The following is a 23,637-nucleotide window of genomic DNA, read 5'->3' as shown; positions in this document are numbered from 1 at the left end:
GCGTGATGAAAGGACTATTACTTAATCTTCAAAGCTGGTGGCTGAGTATTAGCCAGCGTGAGCAGCGCTTAGTGATCGCTTGTTCGCTGGTCACTGTGCTCGGCATCATTTATTGGGGCATTCTGGCTCCCTTTGCACAGCGCACCGAGATGGCTCAGTCACGCATTCAGTCGGAGCGTCAACTGCTCAGTTGGGTAAAGCAAAAGGCAGATGATATCTCCCAGCAAAGACAAGCGGGTGGTGTCGTGGTATCAAAAGAGCCTCTCAACCGAGTGATTACCTCATCGACTAACCGCTTCAGTATTGAACTGATTCGTATGCAGCCTCGTAATGACCAGCTTCAGGTTTGGATTAAACCGATTCCATTCGAGTTTTTCGTCAACTGGCTGTTTTATTTGCAAGACAACCATGGTGTGACGGTTGAGATTCTAGATATCGATAAAGCAGATCAAAGCGGTGTCATAGAGGTAAACCGACTGCAATTTACGAGGGGTGGCTAAGTGATCAAGAAGGTCATCAAGTACTGTTTATTAGGTACCACCGTATTCGTAGCGAGTGCGATCTATCATCTTCCTGCCAGCATAGTATTGAGTTACGCCCCAATGCCGCGAGAGCTGGCGCTCGATGGTACCACAGGCACTATTTGGCAGGGCAGCGCACAAAATGTGCGAGTACAAAACTATTCTATTGGTGATGTGTCGTGGCAGTTCAGTTGGTCGAGCCTGATGACACTCTCTCCTGAATACGCTGTGCGTTTTGGTCGAGGCAGTGCTTTAGGTTTGTCTGGGCGCGGTAACTTAGGTGTCGGTATGTCTGGGGCTTATTTAGAGAATGTCCTCGCGTCGATTCCAGCAGATACCGTCGTGCAATATGCGCCGGTGCCAGTCCCGATCAAAGCGGGTGGCCAGTTAGAGCTGGCGATTAAATCGCTAAACTACGCCTCACCTTGGTGTGCGAGCGGAGATGGTAGCTTATCGTGGAATGCTGGGTATATAGAATCACCGATTGGCAGTCTTGGTCTCGGTCCGACTATTGTTGATTTGTCATGTAGCGAGAGCGTGTTGTCGGCAAAAGGTAGTCAAAGCAGCAATCAAGTGTCGAGCGAGTTTTCAGCCAGTGTGACCCCCAATCGTCAGTATCAATCTGAGGCGTGGTTTAAACCTGAAGATGAGTTCCCAAACGGTATGCGCCAGCAGTTGAGCTGGCTAGGCAATCCAGATGGGCAGGGGCGTTACTCGTTTAACTATCAAGGCCGCTTCTAGTGCGCTGTGATAGAAGGTAGAACATTAAAAAAGGAGGCATAGCCTCCTTTTTTAATGTTCATGTAGCAACTGACGCTGCCTACTGTTGAATGAGAATCTGGTCCCAAGGTAAGTCTCGATCGCCTATCACGATAAAGTTTGGGTTCTCCAAAGTCTCTCTTTCATTGTAAGAGAGTGGTTGAAGTTCGGTATCGAGAATGGTGCCACCGGCTTCTTCGACGATGCACTGTGTAGCGGCAGTATCCCACTCACCCGTTGGTCCTAAGCGCAGATAGCAATCTACAGCGCCCTCTGCAACTAAGCAGGCTTTAAGGGCCGCGGAGCCGAGGGGAACCAAGTCATAATTCCATGCCGAGCTCATACGCTGAGTGATGCGGTTGATATTCTGGCGACGGCTTATTGCAATAGCGATAGATTGGTTGGGTAGCTCGTGCTTGAGCACCTTAATACGCAAGCTCTCACCCAGGCTTGGTATTTTCCACGCCCCTTTGCCTTCATAAGCGTGATAGGTCACGCCTGATACTGGCGCGTACACGACTCCCATTATCGGCTTATTGTTGCTGACCAGAGCGATAATGGTGGCGAAATCGCCACTACGTGCGATGAACTCTTGTGTGCCATCAAGTGGGTCCACGAGCCAATACGTATCCCATTGAGAACGCTGCTCGAGGCTGATATCCGCGGCCTCTTCGGAAAGGACTGGGATGTCTGGTGTCAGGTTCGAGAGCTTTTCGACTATCAGCTTGTGCGCCGCTAAGTCAGCACTGGTTACCGGAGTGTCATCGTTTTTGGTGTAAGCCTCGTACTCTTTATTCTCATAGATATCGAGAATAAGCTGCCCGGCTTGACGCGCGATGTCGATGACATCAGGAAGATGGTGCGATAGATCTAAGTGTCTTGTTGTCACGTTACAACCCCAATTCTGACTTCATTCTTAGCATCAATAACAATGCGGTTATACTGCGAGCCTCAGAGAAGTCGAGATGGGTGAGTAGCTCATCGGCTTGAGCTAGCGGCCACTTTACGATTTCTAGAGGTTCGGGTTCATCACCCTCGAGCTGCTCAGGGAAGAGATCTTGAGCAACGAATAGCGTCATGCGGCTCGAAAAATAAGAAGGAGCCAAAATGACCTCTTTGAGAGGGGTGAGTGTGTTGGCACCAAAGCCAATTTCTTCTTTCAGCTCACGAACGGCGGCTTGTTCAGGACTTTCGCCAAGGTCGATAAGCCCTTTCGGGAAGCCAAGCTCATATCGCTCAGTACCCGCTGCATATTCACGAACCAATAAGATGTCACCATGCTCGGTAATAGGCACCATCATCACGGCGTTACGACCACTCGGTTTCATGCGCTCGTAGGTACGCTTGGTGCCATTGGAAAACGCTAAGTCTAATGCCTCAATTTTGAATAGCCTAGATTCGGCAACGGTCTTTTGGGCTAAGATCTCAGGTCCTTTTTTGGACGGCATGGGCTTTCTCCTTGGCTAGTACCATAACGAAGTCGTGTGAGCCTATGGTACGAATAGTCTGTTTGTCATTAATATATATAGGAAATAGTCGCGCGCCAAATGGAACGCTTAAAAAAAAGAGCGCAAAGGATTACCTCGGCGCTCTGATTCAAATACTGGTTTGCAATTAGCGGTTGCAGCGATCAGTAATAGGAATGTTCGCCACGATCGTGCTCAGTCATGTCTCGTACGGCGGTTAGCTCGCCAGAGAACTCCTGAAGCAATTGCTTCTCGATGCCTTCTTTTAGCGTGACATCCACCATTGAACAGCCGTTACAACCACCACCGAACTGGACAATTGCGATGCCCTCATCGGTAATTTCCATCAAGCTTACGTGACCACCGTGACCAGCAAGTTGTGGATTAACCTGTGTTTGAATAGCGTACTCAACACGCTCCATGAGTGGCGCATCATCAGAGACTTTACGCATCTTCGCGTTTGGTGCTTTGAGAGTAAGTTGTGAGCCCATTTTATCCGTCACGAAGTCGATCTCTGCGTCTTCTAGAAACGGTAGAGAGAGTTCGTCAACATAAGCAGATAGCGCTTCGTACTTGAATTCGGTGTCGTTAGACTCAACCGCTTCAGGTGGGCAGTATGACACGCCACACTCTGCGTTTTGAGTGCCTGGGTTAACGACAAAAACACGGATGTTCGTACCCTCTGGCTGTTGAGCCAGCAGTTTGGCGAAGTGACTTTGCGCACTTTCTGTAATAGTAATTGGATTTGACACGACGAATACCTGAGTAAGTTTGTAGGTTATTACCCCCATTCTACTCCTGTCACGAGTAGATGCCAAAAAATAATTTGCATATCCTATGCGCAATCTGGCTAACGAATCATCCGTAGGATGACTTTGGGGTGCGGCATAAACAGTAAATATCAATTTTTTCTACGCCTACTTCAAGTAATAATTCACTTAAATGACGAACCGTTGCACCGGTTGTGACCACATCATCAATTATTGCCACATGTTTCAAACTGGGTGATCGCTTAAGCGAAAATGCTCGGCGCACATTGTGGAGCCTTTCCTCTCGATTGAGATCCTTCTGAACACGTGTATGGCGGTGCTTACGAAAGATGTGATGCGCACACTCTGAGCCAGAGAACTGGTTAGCGATGTCGTTTGCCATCATTTCACTCAGATTAAAACCTCGCAAGAACTCATGGTGAAACAGCATGGGTACAGATATCAGTAACGGGGCAGGGTGGTCTATTTTTCTACTCAGCATCTGGGCCAGTGGCTTAACCATGCTGGGTTGCTTGTTATTTTTGATGCGCTTTATAAAGTGCGAAAGAGGATGCTGGTAATCACCAAGGCATACCATTTTATCCCACGGTGGCGGTGTCTTAAGACATTCACCACAGATGCTTGCACTGCCCTCAAATGTGAGTCCGCATTGTTGGCATCGATGCTGATGAAAGTTAAACAAAGGCTGGCAGTGGTGACACCATAGGTTATGACCGAGAGAGCGTTCGATGGTGAGTCCGCATAGGTGACACAATTTGGGTAGTTGAGTGATAAATCGCATTGGTCTGAGTTGACGTGAAGGGGATTCCCTTTAGCATGGAGCAAATCGAAACAGAAAAAGAACCAAATGAGTAGGAGAGCGTGTGAGTGAAGTAGCAAAAGTCCATTGGCAGACTGAAGGACAAGGACCGGATCTTGTGCTAGTACATGGCTGGGGGATGAACGGTGCGGTTTGGTCAGCATGCAGCCGTGAATTGGCCAAACACTTTACGGTGCATACGGTCGATCTACCTGGTTATGGACTCAGCCATCAAGTGTCCTATCAGTCGATGCCAGAACTTGCTGACATGTTATTAGAACAAGCGCCTGAGAGCGCCATTTGGTTGGGTTGGTCGCTAGGTGGCTTGATTGCTACCCATATCGCTCATTGTTACCCATCGAGAGTCAGCCAGTTGGTGACACTGGCAAGCTCGCCTAAGTTTTCGGAGGGAGAGCAGTGGCGCGGTATCAAGAAAGACGTACTCAGCGCGTTCATGGCACAGCTCAGTAATGACTTTGAGCTCACGATCGAACGCTTTATGGCGCTTCAAGCCATGGGTAGTCCGAGCGCGCGTCAAGATATTAAGTTGCTCAAGCAAGCGGTACTCTCCAGACCTATGCCGTGTCCAAGCGCCCTTATGTTGGGGCTGGAATGGTTAGATAACTTAGACTATCGCCCGCAGTTGTCGCAATTGTCGATGCCAGTACATCGTTGGTATGGACGTTTGGATGGACTGGTTCCAGTGCGAATTGTAAAGCAGCTAGATGCGCAAATGTCAACTCATCAGAGTCATATTTTTGCCCAGTCTTCTCATGCACCATTTATCACTGAAACAGACGAGTTTGTCACAAGAGTCATTGGGTTACGCGTCTAAATTTGCATGTTTTTTACACAAATCGGTAAAGCTTGGAGCCGTTTTTCCGATAAAGTAGTCAGAGGATTGAAAATCAATCCTGTTTAGTTGTTGAGGTTTTGGCGTTAATCACTCACAGCAGAGGAGAGTGACCTATGATAGTGTCGCCCAACAGTGTTAGTGCTCCAGTTATTGCTCCATCTGTGAATCCCCAGACGGAGCAAGCAGCGCGTGACAACAAGGTGCGAGAGCCGATAGTCCCTACTGTGGAATTGGCGCGCACCAATGCCGAGCGTCGCATCAACGAAGAGGAAAAACGGCGCAAGCGCACCGCTTGGGATCCCGCAGAGCATCCCGAGTATGACACCGAAGAAGACGTGTCTGACAACGAAGACCCCATAGAGCGCTTGTTTCATCTGCTATCACTAAATACCTATAGTGAGTCGCAAGGAAAAGGCTATGCGATGCGATTTCGCTTACCTCCTAAAATCATGCAGGCAGCGTTGATGGAAGGGAGAATGGCGAAGCGTCGTACCGTGATCCGATATCATTATGGGCACTCGGTTGCCCCAAATACGCCGTCGGACATCATTGCCGTTGGGTAGTGTTTAGCAGTGAGTGAGATAGCTTTTGATGAATACCAAAAGAGCACCTAGATAGGTGCTCTTTTGCGTTTTCAGTCTGTGTTATTAGCCAGAGCGTTATTTCTTGGCTTTGGCGAAGGCTGCTGCAAATGCACCACCCATCGCACTGTTGCCTGACTCTTGTCTTGGTGCGCGCTGACGCTGAGACCCACGGTTGTCGCGAGCGGTTTTACCTCCGCGAGCGGGACGGTTGTCCGCACCAGGTTCATCGGACAAGCGCATGGATAGACCGATGCGCTTACGATTGGCGTCTACTTCCATCACTTTGACCTTAACGATATCGCCCGCTTTCACCACTTCACGTGGATCGGCAACAAACTTATCGGTAAGCGCTGAAATGTGGACCAGACCATCTTGGTGAACACCAATATCGACAAAGGCACCGAAATTCGCGACGTTAGAAACCACGCCTTCCAGTACCATGCCCGGTTCGAGATCATTGATCGTATTGACGCCTTCCGCGAAGGTCGCCGTTTTGAACTCTGGGCGCGGGTCACGACCCGGCTTATCAAGCTCGCGGATGATGTCTGTGACGGTTGGCAAACCGAATGTGTCATCGGTGTAGTCGACCGCATTAACGGTTCGAAGAAATGCCGTATCACCAATGATAGACTTGAGCGCGCGACCTGTCTTTTCTGCCATCGTTTTAACCACTGGGTACGCTTCCGGGTGCACCGATGAAGCATCAAGCGGGTTCTTGCCATCCATAATACGTAGGAAACCTGCACACTGCTCGAAGGCTTTTGGACCAAGACGTGCGACCTTCTTAAGAGTGGTGCGTGCTTCGAAGCGACCGTTCTCATCACGGTAGTCGACAATGTTCTGAGCAAGCGTCGAAGACAAACCTGCCACACGCGTTAGTAGGGCAGCCGAAGCGGTATTCACATCCACGCCAACGGCGTTTACACAGTCTTCGACGACCGCATCAAGGCGTTTCGCCAGCATAGTTTGGCTGACGTCGTGCTGGTATTGACCGACACCAATCGATTTAGGATCAATCTTCACAAGCTCTGCCAGTGGGTCTTGTAGGCGTCTTGCGATAGACACGGCGCCGCGCAGTGACACGTCCATATTCGGGAACTCTTTTGCTGCGAGTTCTGACGCTGAATACACTGAGGCACCCGCTTCGCTAACAATGATCTTTTGCACGCTGAGATTACCGCGCTTGATGACGTCGGCGGCAAAGCTGTCAGTCTCGCGAGAAGCTGTACCGTTACCGATGGCGATCAAGTCCACGTTGAAGCGACGTACTAGCTGCTCCACGACGTGTGCCGCTTTGTCGTACTGTTTTTGCGGGGCGTGTGGGTAGATGGTATCGGTTGCGAGAACTTTACCTGTGGCATCCACAACGGCCACTTTACAGCCAGTGCGCAAACCTGGGTCAAGACCTAAGGTGGCTTTTGGACCTGCTGGTGCTGCCATCAACAGATCTTTCAGGTTAGTGGCGAATACCGTGATGGCATCGACTTCAGCACGCTCTTTTAGTGCGCCCATCAGTTCGGTTTCCATGTGCATCGATACCTTGATGCGCCATGCCCAGCTAATTACTTGCTTGCGCCATGCATCGGCAGGCGCCTGACTTAGATGAATACCATAATGCTCAGCGATCAGGGTTTCGCAGTATGACTCGCGAGCTCCCTCTTCGTTTGCAGGATCAGCGTTAACGGAAAGCTGTAAATAGCCCTCGTTACGACCGCGCAGCATGGCGAGTGCTCGGTGTGAGGGAACCTTGCTCATTGGCTCATCATGTTCAAAGTAGTCTTTGAACTTCTCGCCTTCGTTTTCTTTTCCAGATACCACGCGAGCGCGCAGCTCTGCATGTCGGTTGAGGTACTGACGGACCTTCTCTAGTAGGTCAGCATCTTCGGCAATGCGCTCCATGAGGATGGCACGAGCACCATCCAGCGCCGCTTTACTGTCCGCGATCCCTTTGTCTGCATCGATGTAGTTAGATGCAGCGCTATCAGGCTCATTGCTTGGTTCATTCCAGAGCAGGTCTGCAAGTGGCTCGAGACCTGCTTCAATCGCAATCTGACCTTTGGTGCGGCGCTTTGGTTTGTAGGGTAGATAGAGATCTTCTAGGCGAGTTTTGTTGTCAGCGCTTTCAATGTCCGCACGCAGTTCGTCGGTAAGTTTGCCTTGATCGTCGATGGATTTAAGAATCGTCTGACGGCGATCGTCAAGTTCACGCAGATAGCTTAGGCGAGAGTCGAGGGTACGTAGTTGGGTGTCATCAAGACCTCCCGTGACCTCTTTTCGATAGCGAGCGATAAATGGGACGGTGTTGCCGTCATCAATCAGGGTAACAGCGGCTTCAACTTGCTTATGGCTGACATTCAGCTCTTTAGCAATCAGTTGACAGATAGCTTGGCTCATCCGTGTATTCTCTTGTGGTTGTGTTGGGGAGTGCTTTTGTACTCCTTGATATCCATAGGATATAGGGGCGTGAGCGCCGATTTGCAATTACTGGGTTATTTTTATGTTTCACTAGAAGGTGAAATTTAGCGAGGGTTTGCTAATTTATTGATAATCACGTGGATATTCCGTTGGTTTTCTGTAAAGTTTAAAGGAGTCGGTAAACGATGTGAGTCGACCGTTGTCTTAGGGACTCATGCTTATTCAGAGTCAGTCGATGAATGGATGTATTAAAATGAAAACTACAGCAACTAAGTTGGCGTTAATTCTTGCCACAATGACAAGCGGGTGGGCTATGGCTGCACCAGATCTCTCTACTACACAGGCGCCAGTTTTATCTATTGAAGATAAAATCGTCCTCGGGCGCGTTGAAAGTGTTTACTACCAAGATATTGAAGCGCTAGAAGGCATCCCATTTGTCGGTAAGATTGACACGGGTGCAGACACTACATCGATGCACGCTGAAAACATCAAAGTCATCAGTAATAACCCAAAATACCAAGGGCTTAGTGGTGAAAAGCTGATGCAGACTATCGTGGATGAGTACGGTGGCTCAGCGAGTGACTGGTGGCTTGAAGAGTTTGATAACGATGAGCGTAACTTCCAAGGTGTTGTGACGTTCACGCTTAGACACCCTTACACCGGTGAAAAGATTGAAATGGAGCGCCCTTTGACGCGCACTAGTGTGATTCGTAGCCGTACGAGTTCAACACCTATCTATCGCCCGGTTATCACCCTGCCTATGACCATCGCCGGCAAAACCGTCGAAACTGAGGTCAATCTGACTGACCGTAGCGGATTCAGTGCGCCCATTCTGATTGGTAAAACCTTCTTGGCCAACAACGCTTGGGTAATGGCGGGTTATGACTACTTACAAGAGCAAAAAGACGCGCAAGTGATTGGTCGCCGCGAGTCTGGCTCTATTGATGATGTGCCAGTTGACGTTAGTATCTCGCTGAAAAATAACTACAGTATTCTCAATGCGCAGAATATTGAGATCGACAAGAAAGCCAACACAGTCAGCTTTGATCTCGTCGGCAAAGAAGCGGCGCAAAAGCGGGTGACTTATCCACTGGTGAAGATGTTGTCAGTATCGGGTAATGAATATCCGATGATCTTTGTGCCATTCAAGGGTGGCAAAGATTTTGAGGGCACGATTCAGGTTTATTTGAAAGATCGCTCTAAGCAGAGTACGCAGCTGCGTTTGGGTTTGAATACCCTCAACAAGAATTTTGTGGTTGATACCGGTGCTAAAGGCAAACTTGAGAAGAAAAAGCAAAGTTTTGCTCAACGTATGAAAGATAAGCCGCTGGTGGTCTCTCCAACTGAGAGTTTGATTCTAGATGGTTACCAACTCAATGCGGAGCCGTCGTTTGCGGTCAGTACGCCACTACTCAAAGTTAGCAGCTTTGAGATTATCGAAGCTAAAGGGCGAGACAAAGTGGAGTATTACCTGTCGAGTGACCTAGGCAATGAAGAAAAGATCCGCAAAACCATTCTACGTCGCATCAAGGTAGGCGATACGGTAAGACCTGTGGTTGATGGCGAGTTTATCGTCGGCGATCGCGATGTGACCGTTGAGTTTGCTTTGGAGGCGCTCGACAGTGATGAGGGTGAAGAGCCATATTTCATCATTGGCAAAAAGGCGACCAAAGGTGGCGTTTTAGTCAATTCACGCAGTGAAAACCTGCTTGATGCTTACCCGGTGTTTACTGCCGGTCACATCGAGAACGCGACCGTTGAGGGGTTAACCTTCCCAGTTAAACTTGATACCGGCGCGGATGTTAGCTCAATGAACGCGACCAACATCAAGCAATTCGAAAAAGATGGCAAGAAGATGGTCACCTTTACCTACACCAACGATATGGACATGAAGCAAGAGTTTACTCGTGAGGTGGTCGATGTTATGCGCATCCGAGCTAAAGCGGGTGAGAAAGCGAATGTTCGCCCTGTGGTGAATATGCGCGTGAAGCTAGGTGACGTTGAGAAAACCATTCGTGTCAATCTGCAAGACCGCTCTCGCTTTCACTACAGCATGATCTTAGGTAAGAATTTCCTTAAGTATGGTGTCGTAGTAAGCAGTGATGAGAACTTTTTGCTCGGCAATGAGATTGGCAGTCACTAACTCATCACTGATGAAAAAGTGCCACTGATAAAAAATGGCTGCGAAGTTCGCAGCCATTTTTGTTTGAGCATTATTTGATTAAGCGGGCTTAAGACTCTTTTTTGTCTTTCGTGTCTTGCTCTTGTTTTGCTTCTTCAGACTCGTCCGAGGCGATTGTTGACTCTGGCTTCTCTACTGGTGCTTCTTCGTCATCATCGTCAGAGTTATCTACGATGCTGTGTTTTTCTTTCCAGTTTTCCCAGCGCTGATAAGCCAACTCTTGCATGTCGGTGGTTTTGTCCGCCTCATCGACAATCTCTTGCCCTAATAAGTGCTCGAAGATGTCTTCCAGAGTGATGATGCCTTGAATGGTACCGTACTCGTCGACAATCATGGCAATCTGCAGACGTGCCGCCATCATCTGTTCAAATGCTTTCGGTAACATGATGGTGTTAAACAACACTTGGATTGGGCGCATCACCGATCCTAGTTGCTTCTCACCGCTGCCTTGCTGTTGAAGCTTAAACAGCTCTAAGCGGTGTACAAAGCCTAGAATATTGTCTTTCTGCTGGCTATACACCAATGGGCGTGAGAACGGCGTATCTTTGTGCTCAGTCAAAAACTCATTGATGGTCATCTCAGCGGGTACGCGGAATACCACCGGACGAGGCGTCATTACCTGAGTCACTGGAATGTCTTGAATGTTGAGAATGTTATTCAAGATGTTCGACTCACCCTCAGCAAATTCACCACTCTCTTTTGCCAGCATGGCCATCGCTGATAGCTCATCACGCATCTTCGGCGTTTCATGACCACGCGCTAGGCGTTTAGTGATTTGCTCCGAGAACCATACGAATGGCGTCAATGCCCATACCATCCAACGCAGCACAGTTGCTGACACTGGCGCTAATTGGCGCCAGTAGGTCGCACCAATGGTTTTAGGGACAATTTCTGACAACACCAAGATACCCAAGGTAAGTACGGCAGAGAACACACCTAGCCATTGGCTACCGAAAACCTTCGCTGCTTGAGCACCAGCACTCGCCGCACCAATAGTATGGGCGATGGTGTTTAGGGTCAGGATAGACGCCAGCGGACGATCAAGCTCTGCTTTTAGCTTGGACAGTTTTTCTGCCGCAGGGTGGCCCTGTTGTCTTAGCTGAGCAAGATAGCTTGGAGTAATACTCAGCAGTACCGCCTCCAATACCGAACAGATAAACGACACACCAATGGCGACAGCGATATAAACCGATAAGAGAAACATTCATTTCCTAGTAAGTGCACACATCAACCTAACTTTGCTGCAAATGAGCCTGTGCATTGTTGGTGAGTGCTTAAAAACAGTAGCGACAGACCGATTTATCAGGCTTATCGGTTGAGCCGCAGAGCATTTATGGGACTTTATGCAATAATTTACAAGGTTTCAAACTCAATCTTTGGGTAACAAATTGTGAGTTAATGCTCATAAAACGGTTAAATCTACGTCATAAGCGACAAAGAACGGCTACAAACCTTTGCCAGATGGGGGCTTTATGATTTAGAGTGGGCTTTAACTCGATAACATGAAGAAGGGAAACCTAATGAACAAGACCCAATTAATCGACTTTATCGCTGAAAAAGCTGACCTATCAAAAGCACAAGCTAAAGCAGCGCTAGAAGCGACGCTTTCAGGCGTATCTGAAGCGCTAACTGAAGGTGACCAAGTTCAACTAATTGGTTTTGGTACGTTCAAAGTAAACCACCGTGCAGCTCGTACTGGTCGTAACCCAAAGACTGGTGATGAGATCCAAATCGCTGCAGCGAACGTTCCAGCATTCGTAGCTGGTAAAGCGCTAAAAGACGCAGTTAAATAATTTCTACAGCACCGACGCCCAGCGTCGGTGCTGTTCTCTCCACTTCCTTTCTGTGATGGATTGTTAAGCGTGTTGAGCCCCAGCGCGATTACCCATCTGTCTCCTCACTAAAGAGCTACAATTGACTGAACGCGATTCGCTATTTACTGTCTTACTTCTGTAGGAGAGTCATTTTCCATATCTTGCGTTCACACGAGGTGTCTAACAAATTATGAAAAAAACACTGTTGGTTTCACTTCTCGCGGCCACCTTGATTGGCTGTTCCTCAACACCATCGCCTAGTCTCAATCAATTCTCGAACTATACGGGCGGGCAAACCCTTGGTGATGCGACGAGTTTCTATTGGTACACCGAAAAGCTGACGCGTCCATACAGTGCTGCTGATTACGTCAATATGAACGACTATGGTTGGTATCAATCCAACTATCGCTGGGAAGGCGATACATTGCGTGAGTTCGTGCGCGAAGGGGTGCAGAACGAGATAGAGACAGGTGAGGTGACGTACCGCATTCATGTACGTTTCAATAAAGATGGCGAAGCTATCTATCAGCAATATCGCCGCAACGGTAAGGTTTTACCGGTCAAGAAAGCTCAGCTTGAGAACTATCAAAGAGAAGCCTCACTGCTCGTTGAGCGTGTTAAAGAGCAAGACAGTGACGGTCTAGAGCTCGTTCAAGGGCATTGGGACGGTGAAACTCTAGAAACCTGCAATGGCATCGAGTTTAGCGATATCAAGTTTGAGGAGAGCTTACCGAATTTTGTGGTCAAGCGCTTAGCTGAGGTTGAAAGCTATGTGGCTTTTCTGGGAAGCACACGACTAACAGGCGCTAGAGTAGAGCAACTGCTGATGCTTGCTGAAGGTTCGAAAGACTGTATCCCGAAGCCAGAGTTAATCTAACGAGTTTTGAACAAAAAAAGGGTGCCAATCGGCACCCTTTTCAATATGAGCTAGGCTCGGTTACTTTTGCTCGCGAGCAATCGCACGGTAGCCGATGTCGTTGCGGTGGAACATGCCGTCCCAGCTGATCTTCTTAGTCAGCTCATACGCGCGTGCTTGCGCTTCAGAGACAGTGTTGCCTAGTGCTGTCGCACATAGTACGCGACCACCGTTAGTCACAACATTGCCGTCGTTGTCAGCCGTACCAGCGTGGAATACCTTCTCGCCTTCCACTTCTGTAGTCGGTAGACCAGAGATAACATCACCCTTGTTGTAAGACGCTGGGTAGCCACCAGCCGCTAGAACGATACCGATAGACGCACGTGGGTCCCACTTAGACTCAACTTGGTCTAGCTTCTTGTCGATCGCAGCTTGGCAAAGCTCAACCATGTCTGATTGCATACGCATCATGATAGGTTGTGTTTCTGGGTCACCAAAGCGGCAATTGTATTCGATAACTTTAGGCGTGCCGTCTTTGTCGATCATCAGGCCTGCATATAGGAAACCTGTGTATGGGTTGCCTTCAGATGCCATACCGCGAACCGTTGGATAGATAACCTCTTCCATGATGCGGTTGTGGATTTCTTGAGTCACAACTGGAGCAGGAGAGTAAGCGCCCATGCCGCCAGTGTTAGGACCTGTATCCTTATCACCAACACGTTTGTGGTCTTGGCTGGTTGCCATTGGCAATACGTTTTCGCCATCAACCATCACGATGAAGCTTGCTTCTTCGCCGTCTAGGAACTCTTCGATAACCACGCGGCTACCCGCGTCGCCAAATGCGTTGCCAGCCAGCATGTCTTTGATTGCTTCTTCCGCTTCTTCTAGTGTCATCGCAACGATCACACCTTTACCAGCCGCAAGGCCGTCAGCCTTAACCACGATCGGAGCGCCTTGCTCGCGAACGTAAGCCAGCGCAGGCTCAATTTCAGTGAAGTTCGCGTAAGCGCCAGTCGGGATAGCGTGACGAGCTAGGAAGTCTTTGGTGAACGCTTTAGAGCCTTCAAGCTGAGCAGCAGCTTGAGTTGGGCCAAAGATCGCTAGACCTGCTTCTTGGAATGCATCAACTACGCCAATCACAAGCGGTGCTTCAGGACCAACAATCGTTAGCTCGATGTTCTTCTCTTTTGCAAACGCCACCAGACCTTGAATGTCTTCAACGTCAATCGCAACGTTTTCTAGCTTAGGCTCAAGCGCAGTACCTGCGTTACCAGGTGCGACGAAAACCGTTTCAACATTTGGATTCTGAGCCACTTTCCAACCCAGAGCGTGCTCACGACCACCAGCACCAATAATTAGAACGTTCATTTAATAATCCTTTCAAAGTTTGGATTACTCTAAGCAGTTGGTGTTGTAGCAAGGCAGTGCTTGAGTTCATCCCCGGGAGCATAGCCTAGCTATGAGACCGGGGTGAATGAAAGCGCTAACGCGGCTACAGCGCCAAATGCGACGAGTAATTAGTGACGGAAGTGGCGCATGCCTGTAAAGATCATCGCCATGCCATGCTCGTCAGCCGCTGCGATAACTTCGTCATCACGCATAGAGCCACCTGGTTGGATAACGCACTTGATGCCAGCTTCTGCAGCAGCGTCAATGCCATCACGGAATGGGAAGAACGCATCTGATGCCATTACGCAGCCTTCAACCTGTAGACCTTCGTCAGCAGCCTTGATGCCAGCAATTTTCGCTGAGTACACGCGGCTCATTTGACCAGCGCCCACACCAATAGTCATGTCGCCTTTCGAGTAAACGATCGCGTTTGATTTCACATACTTAGCTACTTTCCAGCAGAATAGTGCGTCTTTTAGCTCTTCTTCTGTAGGCTGGCGCTTAGAAACCACTTTAAGGTCATCAAGCGATACCATGCCTTGGTCACGGTCTTGAACCAGAAGACCACCGTTAACGCGCTTAACGTCAAAGCCAGTCGTCTTAGTTGTCCACTCGCCACACTCTAGGAGGCGAACGTTTTTCTTAGCCGCAACCACTTCTACTGCTTCCGCAGAAACAGAAGGTGCGATAATCACTTCAACGAACTGACGCTCAACAATCGCTTTCGCTGTGTCTGCATCTAACTCTTGGTTGAATGCGATGATGCCGCCAAACGCTGACGTTGGGTCAGTTTTGTAAGCGCGGTCATACGCTTCAAGGATGTCTTTACCTAGTGCAACACCACATGGGTTGGCATGCTTAACGATAACACAAGCTGGCTCATCAAACTCTTTTACACACTCAAGTGCTGCGTCAGTGTCGGCGATGTTGTTGTAAGACAGGGCTTTACCTTGGATCTGGCGAGCAGTAGACACAGACGCTTCTTCTGGGTTTGCTTCTACGTAGAATGCCGCGTCTTGGTGGCTGTTCTCACCGTAGCGCATGTCTTGCTTCTTCACGAACTGTTGGTTAAACGTGCGAGGGAATTTAGACTCCTCGTCACCTTCCTTGTTCTCACCGTAAGATGGAACCATAGTGCCGAAGTAGTTCGCGATCATGCCGTCGTAAGATGCTGTGTGCTCGAACGCTGCAATAGCTAGGTCGAAACGTGTCTCTAGAGTAAGAGATTTGTCGTTGGCGTCCATTTCAGCAATAACGCGGTCGTAGTCGTGTGCGTTAACAACGATAGTCACGTCTTTGTGGTTTTTCGCTGCAGAACGAACCATAGTTGGACCACCGATATCGATGTTCTCAACCGCGTCTTCTAGTGTGCAGCCTTCTTTTGCTACAGTCGCAGCAAATGGGTATAGGTTAACCACAACCATATCGATTGGGTTGATGCCGTGAGTTGCCATCACTTCGTCATCTTGACCGCGACGACCTAGCACACCACCGTGTACTTTCGGGTGTAGCGTCTTAACACGACCATCCATCATCTCTGGGAAGCCAGTGTAGTCAGATACTTCAGTTACCGCGATACCTTGCTCAGCAAGTAGGCGAGCAGTACCACCAGTAGAAAGGATATCAACACCGCGTTGTGCTAGTGCTTGTGCGAATTCAACGATACCAGTTTTGTCAGATACGCTGATTAAAGCGCGGCGAATTGGACGAGCGTTACTCATGCTTCTGTTTCCTCAAAGTCACAGATTGTGTTGCTGTGTACAGGGCAAACGATTGGTTTGGCCTGCGGATTTAAAGATAGTTGCCAAACAGGACGAGGTCTTTCATGATTGAGGCGACCCAGTTGTCTGTTGGGTAAATACCCTTGGAATTTTTCCACCAGGGTGGCGATGGCGCGTATTCTAACCAATCTATTACAAAAAAGCTCGCGCAATCGTTTGGCATAGGCAAAAAAAGTGCAAAAAAGCCTATTAAAGAACACTTTTGTAACAAAGAGGTTAATTTAAACGGTTATGTTTCAAATAGGTGAGTTAGCAAAACGCTGCAAAGTCACTACGGATACGTTGCGTTTTTACGAGAAAAACCAACTTATTGAGCCAGCAGGGCGCAGCGAGTCGGGATATCGTCTCTACAATGAGCAGAGTCAGCAACAGGTGAGCTTTATCCTCAAGGCGAAATCCTTAGGGCTGAGCTTAGATGAGATCAAAGAGCTGCTAGGCATTAAGCTTGAAGCCACTGAGCATAGCTGTGCGGAGGTTAAGTCTATCACTAGCGCTAAGCTGGCAACGATTGATGACAAAATTGCCGAGCTAACACGGATTCGCGAAGCGCTGAAAAAAATCAATGATGCCTGCTGCGGGCATGAACACGATGCGAGCCACTGCTCGATACTAGCAGCCTTGGAGTCCAACAAAGACTAAGAGGAGCCTGAGCGACTCCTCTCAATTTTATTCCCGCTGTTTAAGATACTTTGAATGCGCCAATGCCTTGGCTAAGCGTGTGACCATTTTCCATCAACTGCTCGCTAGCTTTCGCCAGATTCTGAGCTTCTTTCGCTGATTGACTGCCGTGGTCGGCAATTTGCGTCACGTTCTGACTGATCTCATCGGTCGCTTGAGTCTGCTGAGCGCTTGCCTCCGCGATTTGCTCATTGAGTGACACAATCTCATTGACCTGGGCATCAATCTCATCCAATGCGAGTTTGGCATTCGCTACCTCAGATAAGGTTTCAACTGATTGCTGCTGAGTGTGAATCATCGATTGGCTGACTTCTGCCGCTTGGCTTTGAAGCTTCTGGATGATCTGTTCTATTTCATCGGTGCTACTTTGAGTGCGGGTGGCTAGGGTCCTGACCTCGTCTGCTACCACGGCAAATCCACGTCCTTGTTCACCGGCGCGAGCAGCTTCGATTGCGGCGTTCAAAGCAAGTAGATTGGTTTGCTCTGCCACTCCTCGAATAACCTCTAGCACTGAGCTGACTTCTTGCGTATCGTTGGCGAGGATCTGAATGCTGCTATCCGTGGTGGTTAATAGTTCGGATAGCGATTGCATGTGCTGCGTCGCGAGTTCAATCACGCGACTGCCTTGCTGGCCTTGTTCACTCGCCATCTTAGCGGCACTCGCGGCTTGCTGCGCAGAATGAGCGACCTCTTGGTTGCTGGCGTGCAACTGGTTCATGGCCGAGGCAACAGTATCGACGGCTTGTTGCTGCTGCTCAGACTGGGCAGCGCCATTTTGGGCGACTTGATTCAATGACACGGCGGCTTGGGTAATGTTCTCGGTGACCGGCTTAATCTCTTTAATCGTGTTCTCTAGCTTGTGAGTAAAGCGGTTAAACGCGGATGCGATTTGGCTGAGCTCGTCCGTCCCTGTTTCTGGAAGGGTTTTGGAGAGATCGCCATCACCGCTGGCAATGTCGTTCAATGCGTCGCGTGTGTCACGGCAGGGTTGAACGATGCTGCGACCAATAAGATAAGCAAGCACAAGCATCACAGCGAGTGCTACGACCACACTCATCAACACTTTCTTGGTGGCCTGCCAGGTCAATGCTTCGACGTCATCGACATAGACACCAGAGCCGATAACCCAGCCCCACGGTTTGAATAGCTTGATATAAGACACTTTCTCTACCGGCGCGTCTGAGCCTGGCTTAGGCCACATGTAGTTCACAAGCCCTGATTGCTGCTGTTTCGCGAGATTCACCATATCAACAAACAGTCTTTTGCCATTTGGATCGGCAACTTGGCTGAGATCTTGCCCATTGAGCGCGGGTTTCATGGGGTGCATAACCATCGCAGGTTGGAGATCGTTGATCCAAAAATAGTCGTTAGCATCATAGCGAAGGCTTTGAACGGCCTTTGACGCTTCAGACTGAGCTTGCTCTAGCGTCAGTTGACCAGAGCTATATTGTTGGTGATAGTGCTCCACGAGGGTGTAGGCAGTTTGAACTAAGTGTTGGGTCTTACTTTGCTTGTTTTCCATTAGTGAGTTCTGATAGTCCATCAGTGCCAACACCAGTGGCACAAACAGGGCCGCAGAAACCAGTGCGATAAGCACAAACAAGCGGTGTTGAATAGAGGTATTGCGCAGCAACGGGGTAGTCATCTTAAGAACTCCTTTTCTTAAAAGGGCAGATATTACCTAGCGTTTATTAAAGGTTTTATATTGTTGTTATAACAATACCTTACGCCATGCTGATCACGGACTCTATTCCACTATCGTCTAATTTTACGTCAGATCACAAAGTTGCTAGACGCAATATGAAGTCAGTTGGGTGGTGGAAAGCGGTTGAATGCTGGGAGGGAGAATAAGAAAAGGGCCTGAAGCGTACTTCAGGCCCTTTAATGTCAAATACGTTCGCTAAAGGCGAATTAGTTCATGCCGTATTTCTTAAGCTTCTTACGAAGAGTACCGCGGTTGATACCCATCATAGTTGCTGCGCGAGTTTGGTTACCGCGAGTGTACTGCATGATGGTGTCTAGTAGCGGCTGTTCAACTTCCGCTAGAACTAGTTCATACAATTCAGTGACGTCTTGACCATTTAATTGAGCAAGGTAGTTCTTTAGAGACGCTTTTACAGAGTCACGTAGTGGCTTCTGAGTGATTTGGTCTGAAGATGTTACTGTAGTAACTGTCAATGGTTCTGAAGTCAAATTTTGTTCGAACATAATCGGTTTAGCTCTTCTCGTAATTATGATGCAACGTTGTCAAAATAACCTTGCAATGCGTCGAGCTGTTCATTAGCAGCATCAATCGCGTTGAAGGTACGGCGGAACTCACCCGCCTGCTCATGTTCTTTTAGGTACCAGCCAACATGCTTACGCGCGATGCGTGGACCTAAGAACTCACCATAAAACTGGTGAAGCGCTTGAACATGACCAAGCAAGATACCCTGCACGTCCGAAGTCGGGCGCTCAGGCATCAGTGTGCCGTTTTCCAAATAGTGTTGGATTTCCTCGAAAATCCATGGCCGTCCTTGGGCCGGACGTCCAATCATCAAAGCGTCTGCACCGGTGTAATCCAGTACATATTTCGCTTTCTCTGGGCTATCGATATCACCGTTAGCGATAACCGGTATAGAGACAGCTTCTTTTACCGCTTTGATGCTGTCGTATTCTGCCTCGCCTTTGTACATGCAGGTACGCGTTCGACCATGAAGGGCGAGCGCCTGTATGCCGCAGTCTTCGGCTAGTTTTGCAATTTGGACACAGTTTTTGTTGTCTGTATCCCAACCTGTACGGGTTTTTAATGTCACAGGGACATCGACGGCATCGACTACGGTACGCAGGATATCTTCGATGATATCTGGGTACTTAAGCAGTGCTGAACCCGCCAGCTTTTTATTCACTTTCTTAGCAGGGCAGCCCATGTTGATGTCGATGATTTGCGCACCGTTTTCAACACTGAACTGTGCCGCTTCCGCCATAAGCGTTGGATCGGCTCCTGCAATCTGCACCGAACGAATACCGGATTCGCCCTCGTGCACCATGCGCTGCTGTGACTTGGCTGTTTTCCACAGTTTTGGATTTGACGACATCATTTCACTGACGGCCATACCCGCACCGTAACGAAGGCACAACTCACGGAACGGCCTATCAGTAACACCCGCCATAGGTGCGACAATCAGGTTGTTCTTAAGTTGGTATTGTCCGATTTTCAAAACAGCGCCACAGGTTTACACAAGCAAGGGCGCGCATTTTACGCATTTTTTCGGTGCGTGAAAAGACTAATATTTGAGCATTTACAATTTGTTTCTGCAAATTGTCGCATTTTCAGGCGCTTAGTCTTAAAACTATTCTTTTTAGAGCAAAAATCGCGGTATTTTAGCCCCCTAAAACACCGCGATTTAAACGAGAATGGTTATTTTTTGCCCGAGATACGACACCACTCGTTAAGTTCAACGATAGGGTCAATGCTCATCTCATCGCGATAATAGTTGGCGACATCTTCAGCTTGAGTATCCAAAACGCCAGACATGGCGAGCTCACCACCTGGTTTTACTAGTCCTTTAATGATGCCGGAAAGGTCACGTAAAGGACCGGCAAGGATGTTCGCCACCACAACGTCGGCAATCAGACCTTCTGGTTGGTCTTGAGGTAGGAAAAGTTCTAGTTGATCGGCAACGCCATTGCGCTGTGCGTTGTCTTTCGACGCAATAAGCGCTTGAGGATCAATGTCGATCCCGATCACTTTCGCTGCGCCAAGTTTGATCGCGGCAATCGCTAGGATCCCTGAACCACAACCAAAGTCGATAACTGTCTTGCCAGCAAGATCTAGTGACTCTAGCCACTCAAGACACAGAGCCGTGGTTGGGTGTGTACCTGTACCGAATGCAAGACCTGGGTCAAGCATCACATTCACCGCATCGGGCTCTGGAACATCACGCCAGCTAGGGCAGATCCATAGGCGCTCACCAAATTTCATTGGGTGGAAGTTTTCCATCCACTCACGTTCCCAATCCTTGTCTTCTAGCTGCTCGACCTTGTGAGCAAAGCCTTCAGGTAGCATATTGCTGCCTTTAATTGTCTCAACCACCCATTGTGTGTCCGCTTCGGCGTCGTATAGCGCAACGATATCAGTATCGCCCCACAGACGCGTCTCACCAGGCAACGGTTCAAATACAGGCGTATCATGCGCATCTAGGAAGGTAACAGACAATGCGCCCGTTTCTTCCATCAGCATATCGCCGATTTGCTCTGCATTTTCATTGGTCGCGTTGAGTTTAATTTGAATCCAAGGCATAAGTTGGGTCCTAGCAAGATGAATTTTGCGCAGAGTGTAGCAGATTCACTGACGCTCGGCATAAAAAAACCCGCCGTGGCGGGTTTTTATCAATAGAGAAGCGATTAGCTCATGCCAAGCTTCTTCTCTAGATAATGAATGTTGGCACCGCCGTGTTGGAAGTTTTCATCATTCATGATTGATTCTTGTAGAGGAATGTTGGTCTTGATGCCTTCAATGAACATCTCACCCAGTGCATTCTTCATACGAGCAATCGCTACATCGCGGTTCTCACCGAACGTGATCAGCTTACCGATCATTGAATCGTAATGAGGTGGTACTGTGTAGCCCGTGTAGATGTGCGATTCCCAACGAACGCCCATACCGCCCGGCGCGTGGAAGCGTTCGATGGTACCTGGACATGGAAGGAAGCGCTCAGGGTCTTCCGCGTTGATACGACATTCGATCGCATGGCCACGCAGTTTGATGTCATCCTGAGTGAATGACAGTGGTTGACCTGCTGCAACGCGAAGCTGCTCTTTGATTAGGTCAACGCCAGTCACCATCTCTGTTACTGGATGCTCTACCTGAATACGCGTGTTCATTTCGATGAAGTAGAACTCACCGTTTTCGTATAGGAACTCAAACGTACCTGCGCCGCGGTAACCGATTTCGATACATGCACGTGTACAACGCTCACCAATGTACTTACGCATCTCTTCAGTGATGCCTGGTGCTGGTGCTTCTTCAACGACCTTTTGGTGGCGACGCTGCATTGAACAGTCACGTTCGCCAAGGTGGATAGCGCCGCCTTGACCGTCTGCGATAACCTGAACTTCAACGTGACGAGGGTTTTCTAGGAATTTCTCCATGTAAACGATGTCGTTGTTGAAGGCAGCTTTTGCTTCTGCACGTGTCATGGCAATGGATTCAACCAACTCAGCTTCACTGCGAACCACACGCATACCGCGACCGCCGCCACCACCAGAGGCTTTGATGATCACTGGGTAGCCAATGCGCTTCGCGTGCGCCTTGTTTTTCGCTTCGTCATCGTCCAGTGGGCCGTCAGAGCCAGGTACACAAGGTACGCCCGCTTTTTTCATCGCAGTGATAGCCGATACTTTATCGCCCATCATGCGAATCGTGTCTGCTTTAGGACCGATGAAGATGAATCCAGAGCGCTCAACTTGCTCAGCAAAATCAGCGTTTTCAGACAAGAAACCGTATCCCGGGTGGATCGCCACAGCACCTGTTACTTCAGCGGCTGAAATGATGCGTGGGATGTTTAGGTAGCTGTCGATACCACGTGCTGGACCAATACAGATGGCTTCATCAGCAAGTAGTACGTGCTTAAGGTCGCGGTCCGCTGTTGAGTGAACAGCCACCGTTTTGATACCTAGCTCTTTACAAGCGCGCAAAATACGAAGTGCAATCTCACCTCGGTTTGCGATAACGACTTTATCTAACATAGTCAAAGCCCCGCTTATTCGATGATAACTAGCGGTTGATCGAATTCTACAGCTTGACCATCTTCTACTAGGATTGCAGTGATAACGCCTGACTTGTCTGCTTCAATCTGGTTCATCATCTTCATTGCTTCAACGATACAGATAGTGTCGCCAGCGCTAACAGATTGACCAACTTCAACAAATGGTTTTGCATCTGGGCTTGGTGCACGGTAGAAGCTACCAACCATTGGAGAAAGAACCTGGTGACCAGCTGGTGCTGCAGGTGCTGCTTCTTCAGCTGCAACTGGTGCCGCGGCTGGAGCTGCTGCCGGCGCTGCTACTGGAGTAGGTGCTGCTGCGTATTGAATTGGTGCTGGAGCTGCAGCAGCAGGACCGCTGCGGCTGATGCGTACTGACTCTTCACCTTCTGAGATCTCTAGCTCAGCGATGCCAGACTCTTCAACCAGTTCAATTAGCTTTTTGATTTTACGAATATCCATGTTTCTTTCTCTTTGTCTTGTGAGTAAGACGGCTTTACATTAAGCCGTAGAGTATTTGGTTATTTTGCTTTTAGCGCCTTAATGGCGGCTGAAAGCGCAAATTCATAGCCTTGCGAACCCAATCCGCAAATCACACCTTGTGCCACATCAGACAGATAAGAGTGATGACGGAATGGTTCTCGGGCATGAACGTTTGATAAGTGCACTTCGATAAACGGAATTGAGACCCCTAGTAATGCATCACGCAGTGCAACACTGGTATGGGTGAACGCCGCAGGGTTAATGATAATAAAATCGGTATTCCCAAATGCTGCGTGTATGGCCTCAATGAGCTCATATTCACGGTTAGATTGAAGGTGGGACAGCTCGATATCTGCCTGAGCAGCCTGCTTTTCTAGGTTATCAACAATTTGTGAGAGTGTTTCACTGCCGTAATGTCCCGGTTCTCTTACTCCTAACAGATTAAGATTTGGGCCATTTAAAACTAGAATTCGAGACTTTGCTGTCATATTGTCGCCATCTTCGGTTAACGTGAAATAAACGGGGTTTATCCCAAGT

Annotated in this window: 23 protein-coding genes; 8 read left to right on the top strand and 15 right to left on the bottom strand. The window is 48.8% G+C overall.

Annotation, left to right across the window (positions count from 1 at the left end):
* Positions 1-5: 5 nt before the first annotated feature.
* Both LY387_RS15450 and LY387_RS15445 read left to right on the top strand, forming a co-directional pair.
* On the top strand, positions 6-500 hold the full coding sequence (locus LY387_RS15450; protein ID WP_128648810.1) for a type II secretion system protein M: 495 nt from the start codon (positions 6-8) through the stop codon (positions 498-500).
* Positions 501-503: 3 nt separating this feature from the next.
* A complete protein-coding gene (locus LY387_RS15445; RefSeq protein ID WP_419153453.1) occupies positions 504-1,262 on the top strand; it encodes a type II secretion system protein N in 759 nt (252 codons plus the stop codon).
* Between the two features lie 79 nt (positions 1,263-1,341).
* Here the strand turns inward: LY387_RS15445 and cysQ are convergent, their stop codons facing one another.
* The 4 genes from cysQ to LY387_RS15425 form a co-directional block, all read right to left on the bottom strand.
* A complete protein-coding gene (gene cysQ, locus LY387_RS15440; protein ID WP_042478598.1) occupies positions 1,342-2,169 on the bottom strand; it encodes a 3'(2'),5'-bisphosphate nucleotidase CysQ in 828 nt (275 codons plus the stop codon).
* A gap of 1 nt (position 2,170) precedes the next feature.
* A complete protein-coding gene (gene nudE, locus LY387_RS15435) occupies positions 2,171-2,728 on the bottom strand; it encodes an ADP compounds hydrolase NudE (protein ID WP_234494725.1) in 558 nt (185 codons plus the stop codon).
* Between the two features lie 182 nt (positions 2,729-2,910).
* Positions 2,911-3,537, bottom strand: a complete 627-nt coding sequence (nfuA, locus tag LY387_RS15430) for a Fe-S biogenesis protein NfuA (protein ID WP_156111134.1) — start codon at positions 3,535-3,537, stop codon at positions 2,911-2,913.
* A 67-nt stretch (positions 3,538-3,604) separates the two neighbouring features.
* Positions 3,605-4,018: a ComF family protein gene (locus tag LY387_RS15425; RefSeq protein ID WP_234494724.1), complete on the bottom strand. Its 414-nt coding sequence runs from the start codon at positions 4,016-4,018 to the stop codon at positions 3,605-3,607.
* 361 nt (positions 4,019-4,379) lie between these two features.
* Between LY387_RS15425 and bioH the strand changes: the two genes are divergently transcribed.
* Together bioH and LY387_RS15415 are read left to right on the top strand one after the other, a co-directional pair.
* Positions 4,380-5,150: a pimeloyl-ACP methyl ester esterase BioH gene (bioH, locus tag LY387_RS15420; RefSeq protein WP_234494723.1), complete on the top strand. Its 771-nt coding sequence runs from the start codon at positions 4,380-4,382 to the stop codon at positions 5,148-5,150.
* A gap of 134 nt (positions 5,151-5,284) precedes the next feature.
* A complete protein-coding gene (locus LY387_RS15415) occupies positions 5,285-5,734 on the top strand; it encodes an ATP-dependent Lon protease (RefSeq protein WP_234494722.1) in 450 nt (149 codons plus the stop codon).
* A gap of 96 nt (positions 5,735-5,830) precedes the next feature.
* Here the strand turns inward: LY387_RS15415 and LY387_RS15410 are convergent, their stop codons facing one another.
* Positions 5,831-8,149, bottom strand: a complete 2,319-nt coding sequence (locus tag LY387_RS15410; protein ID WP_234494721.1) for a Tex family protein — start codon at positions 8,147-8,149, stop codon at positions 5,831-5,833.
* Between the two features lie 274 nt (positions 8,150-8,423).
* On the opposite strand from LY387_RS15410, the gene LY387_RS15405 reads away from it, so the two are divergent.
* Positions 8,424-10,313 carry an ATP-dependent zinc protease gene (locus LY387_RS15405; protein WP_234494720.1) on the top strand — a complete coding sequence of 630 codons (1,890 nt, stop codon included), beginning with the start codon at positions 8,424-8,426 and terminating at the stop codon, positions 10,311-10,313.
* Positions 10,314-10,401: 88 nt separating this feature from the next.
* On the opposite strand, the gene LY387_RS15400 is transcribed toward LY387_RS15405, so the two are convergent.
* Entirely contained in the window at positions 10,402-11,556 is a 1,155-nt protein-coding gene (locus LY387_RS15400; protein ID WP_234494719.1) for a CNNM domain-containing protein, read from the bottom strand.
* Positions 11,557-11,872: 316 nt separating this feature from the next.
* Between LY387_RS15400 and hupA the strand changes: the two genes are divergently transcribed.
* Both hupA and LY387_RS15390 read left to right on the top strand, forming a co-directional pair.
* Positions 11,873-12,145, top strand: coding sequence for a nucleoid-associated protein HU-alpha (gene hupA, locus LY387_RS15395; protein ID WP_042478600.1), 273 nt, complete (start codon positions 11,873-11,875; stop codon positions 12,143-12,145).
* Positions 12,146-12,356: 211 nt separating this feature from the next.
* Positions 12,357-13,043 (top strand): DUF1481 domain-containing protein, encoded by a 687-nt coding sequence (locus LY387_RS15390; RefSeq protein ID WP_042478602.1) that lies wholly within the window; start codon positions 12,357-12,359, stop codon positions 13,041-13,043.
* Between the two features lie 60 nt (positions 13,044-13,103).
* On the opposite strand, the gene purD is transcribed toward LY387_RS15390, so the two are convergent.
* Positions 13,104-14,390 (bottom strand): phosphoribosylamine--glycine ligase, encoded by a 1,287-nt coding sequence (gene purD, locus LY387_RS15385; RefSeq protein ID WP_234494718.1) that lies wholly within the window; start codon positions 14,388-14,390, stop codon positions 13,104-13,106.
* Positions 14,391-14,539: 149 nt separating this feature from the next.
* Positions 14,540-16,132, bottom strand: a complete 1,593-nt coding sequence (gene purH / locus LY387_RS15380) for a bifunctional phosphoribosylaminoimidazolecarboxamide formyltransferase/IMP cyclohydrolase (RefSeq protein ID WP_234494717.1) — start codon at positions 16,130-16,132, stop codon at positions 14,540-14,542.
* Positions 16,133-16,423: 291 nt separating this feature from the next.
* On the opposite strand from purH, the gene zntR reads away from it, so the two are divergent.
* On the top strand, positions 16,424-16,831 hold the full coding sequence (gene zntR, locus LY387_RS15375) for a Zn(2+)-responsive transcriptional regulator (protein WP_234494715.1): 408 nt from the start codon (positions 16,424-16,426) through the stop codon (positions 16,829-16,831).
* Between the two features lie 40 nt (positions 16,832-16,871).
* Here zntR and LY387_RS15370 read toward each other — a convergent pair whose 3' ends face one another.
* From LY387_RS15370 to aroQ, 7 genes are all read right to left on the bottom strand, one after another.
* Positions 16,872-18,515, bottom strand: coding sequence for a methyl-accepting chemotaxis protein (locus tag LY387_RS15370; protein WP_234494712.1), 1,644 nt, complete (start codon positions 18,513-18,515; stop codon positions 16,872-16,874).
* Positions 18,516-18,781: 266 nt separating this feature from the next.
* On the bottom strand, positions 18,782-19,078 hold the full coding sequence (gene fis, locus LY387_RS15365; RefSeq protein ID WP_042478607.1) for a DNA-binding transcriptional regulator Fis: 297 nt from the start codon (positions 19,076-19,078) through the stop codon (positions 18,782-18,784).
* Positions 19,079-19,101: 23 nt separating this feature from the next.
* Complete coding sequence (gene dusB / locus LY387_RS15360; RefSeq protein WP_234494711.1) at positions 19,102-20,070, bottom strand: tRNA dihydrouridine synthase DusB; 969 nt, start codon at positions 20,068-20,070, stop codon at positions 19,102-19,104.
* 200 nt (positions 20,071-20,270) lie between these two features.
* On the bottom strand, positions 20,271-21,152 hold the full coding sequence (gene prmA / locus LY387_RS15355) for a 50S ribosomal protein L11 methyltransferase (RefSeq protein WP_234494710.1): 882 nt from the start codon (positions 21,150-21,152) through the stop codon (positions 20,271-20,273).
* A gap of 104 nt (positions 21,153-21,256) precedes the next feature.
* Positions 21,257-22,600 carry an acetyl-CoA carboxylase biotin carboxylase subunit gene (accC, locus tag LY387_RS15350; protein WP_234494709.1) on the bottom strand — a complete coding sequence of 448 codons (1,344 nt, stop codon included), beginning with the start codon at positions 22,598-22,600 and terminating at the stop codon, positions 21,257-21,259.
* A 14-nt stretch (positions 22,601-22,614) separates the two neighbouring features.
* Positions 22,615-23,079: an acetyl-CoA carboxylase biotin carboxyl carrier protein gene (accB, locus tag LY387_RS15345; RefSeq protein ID WP_234494708.1), complete on the bottom strand. Its 465-nt coding sequence runs from the start codon at positions 23,077-23,079 to the stop codon at positions 22,615-22,617.
* 59 nt (positions 23,080-23,138) lie between these two features.
* Positions 23,139-23,588 carry a type II 3-dehydroquinate dehydratase gene (gene aroQ, locus LY387_RS15340; RefSeq protein ID WP_042478614.1) on the bottom strand — a complete coding sequence of 150 codons (450 nt, stop codon included), beginning with the start codon at positions 23,586-23,588 and terminating at the stop codon, positions 23,139-23,141.
* Between the last annotated feature and the right edge of the window lie 49 nt (positions 23,589-23,637).

The organism is Vibrio maritimus, assembly GCF_021441885.1.
Taxonomy (GTDB): domain Bacteria; phylum Pseudomonadota; class Gammaproteobacteria; order Enterobacterales; family Vibrionaceae; genus Vibrio; species Vibrio maritimus_B.
This window is presented reverse-complemented; position numbering and strand designations above follow the sequence as displayed.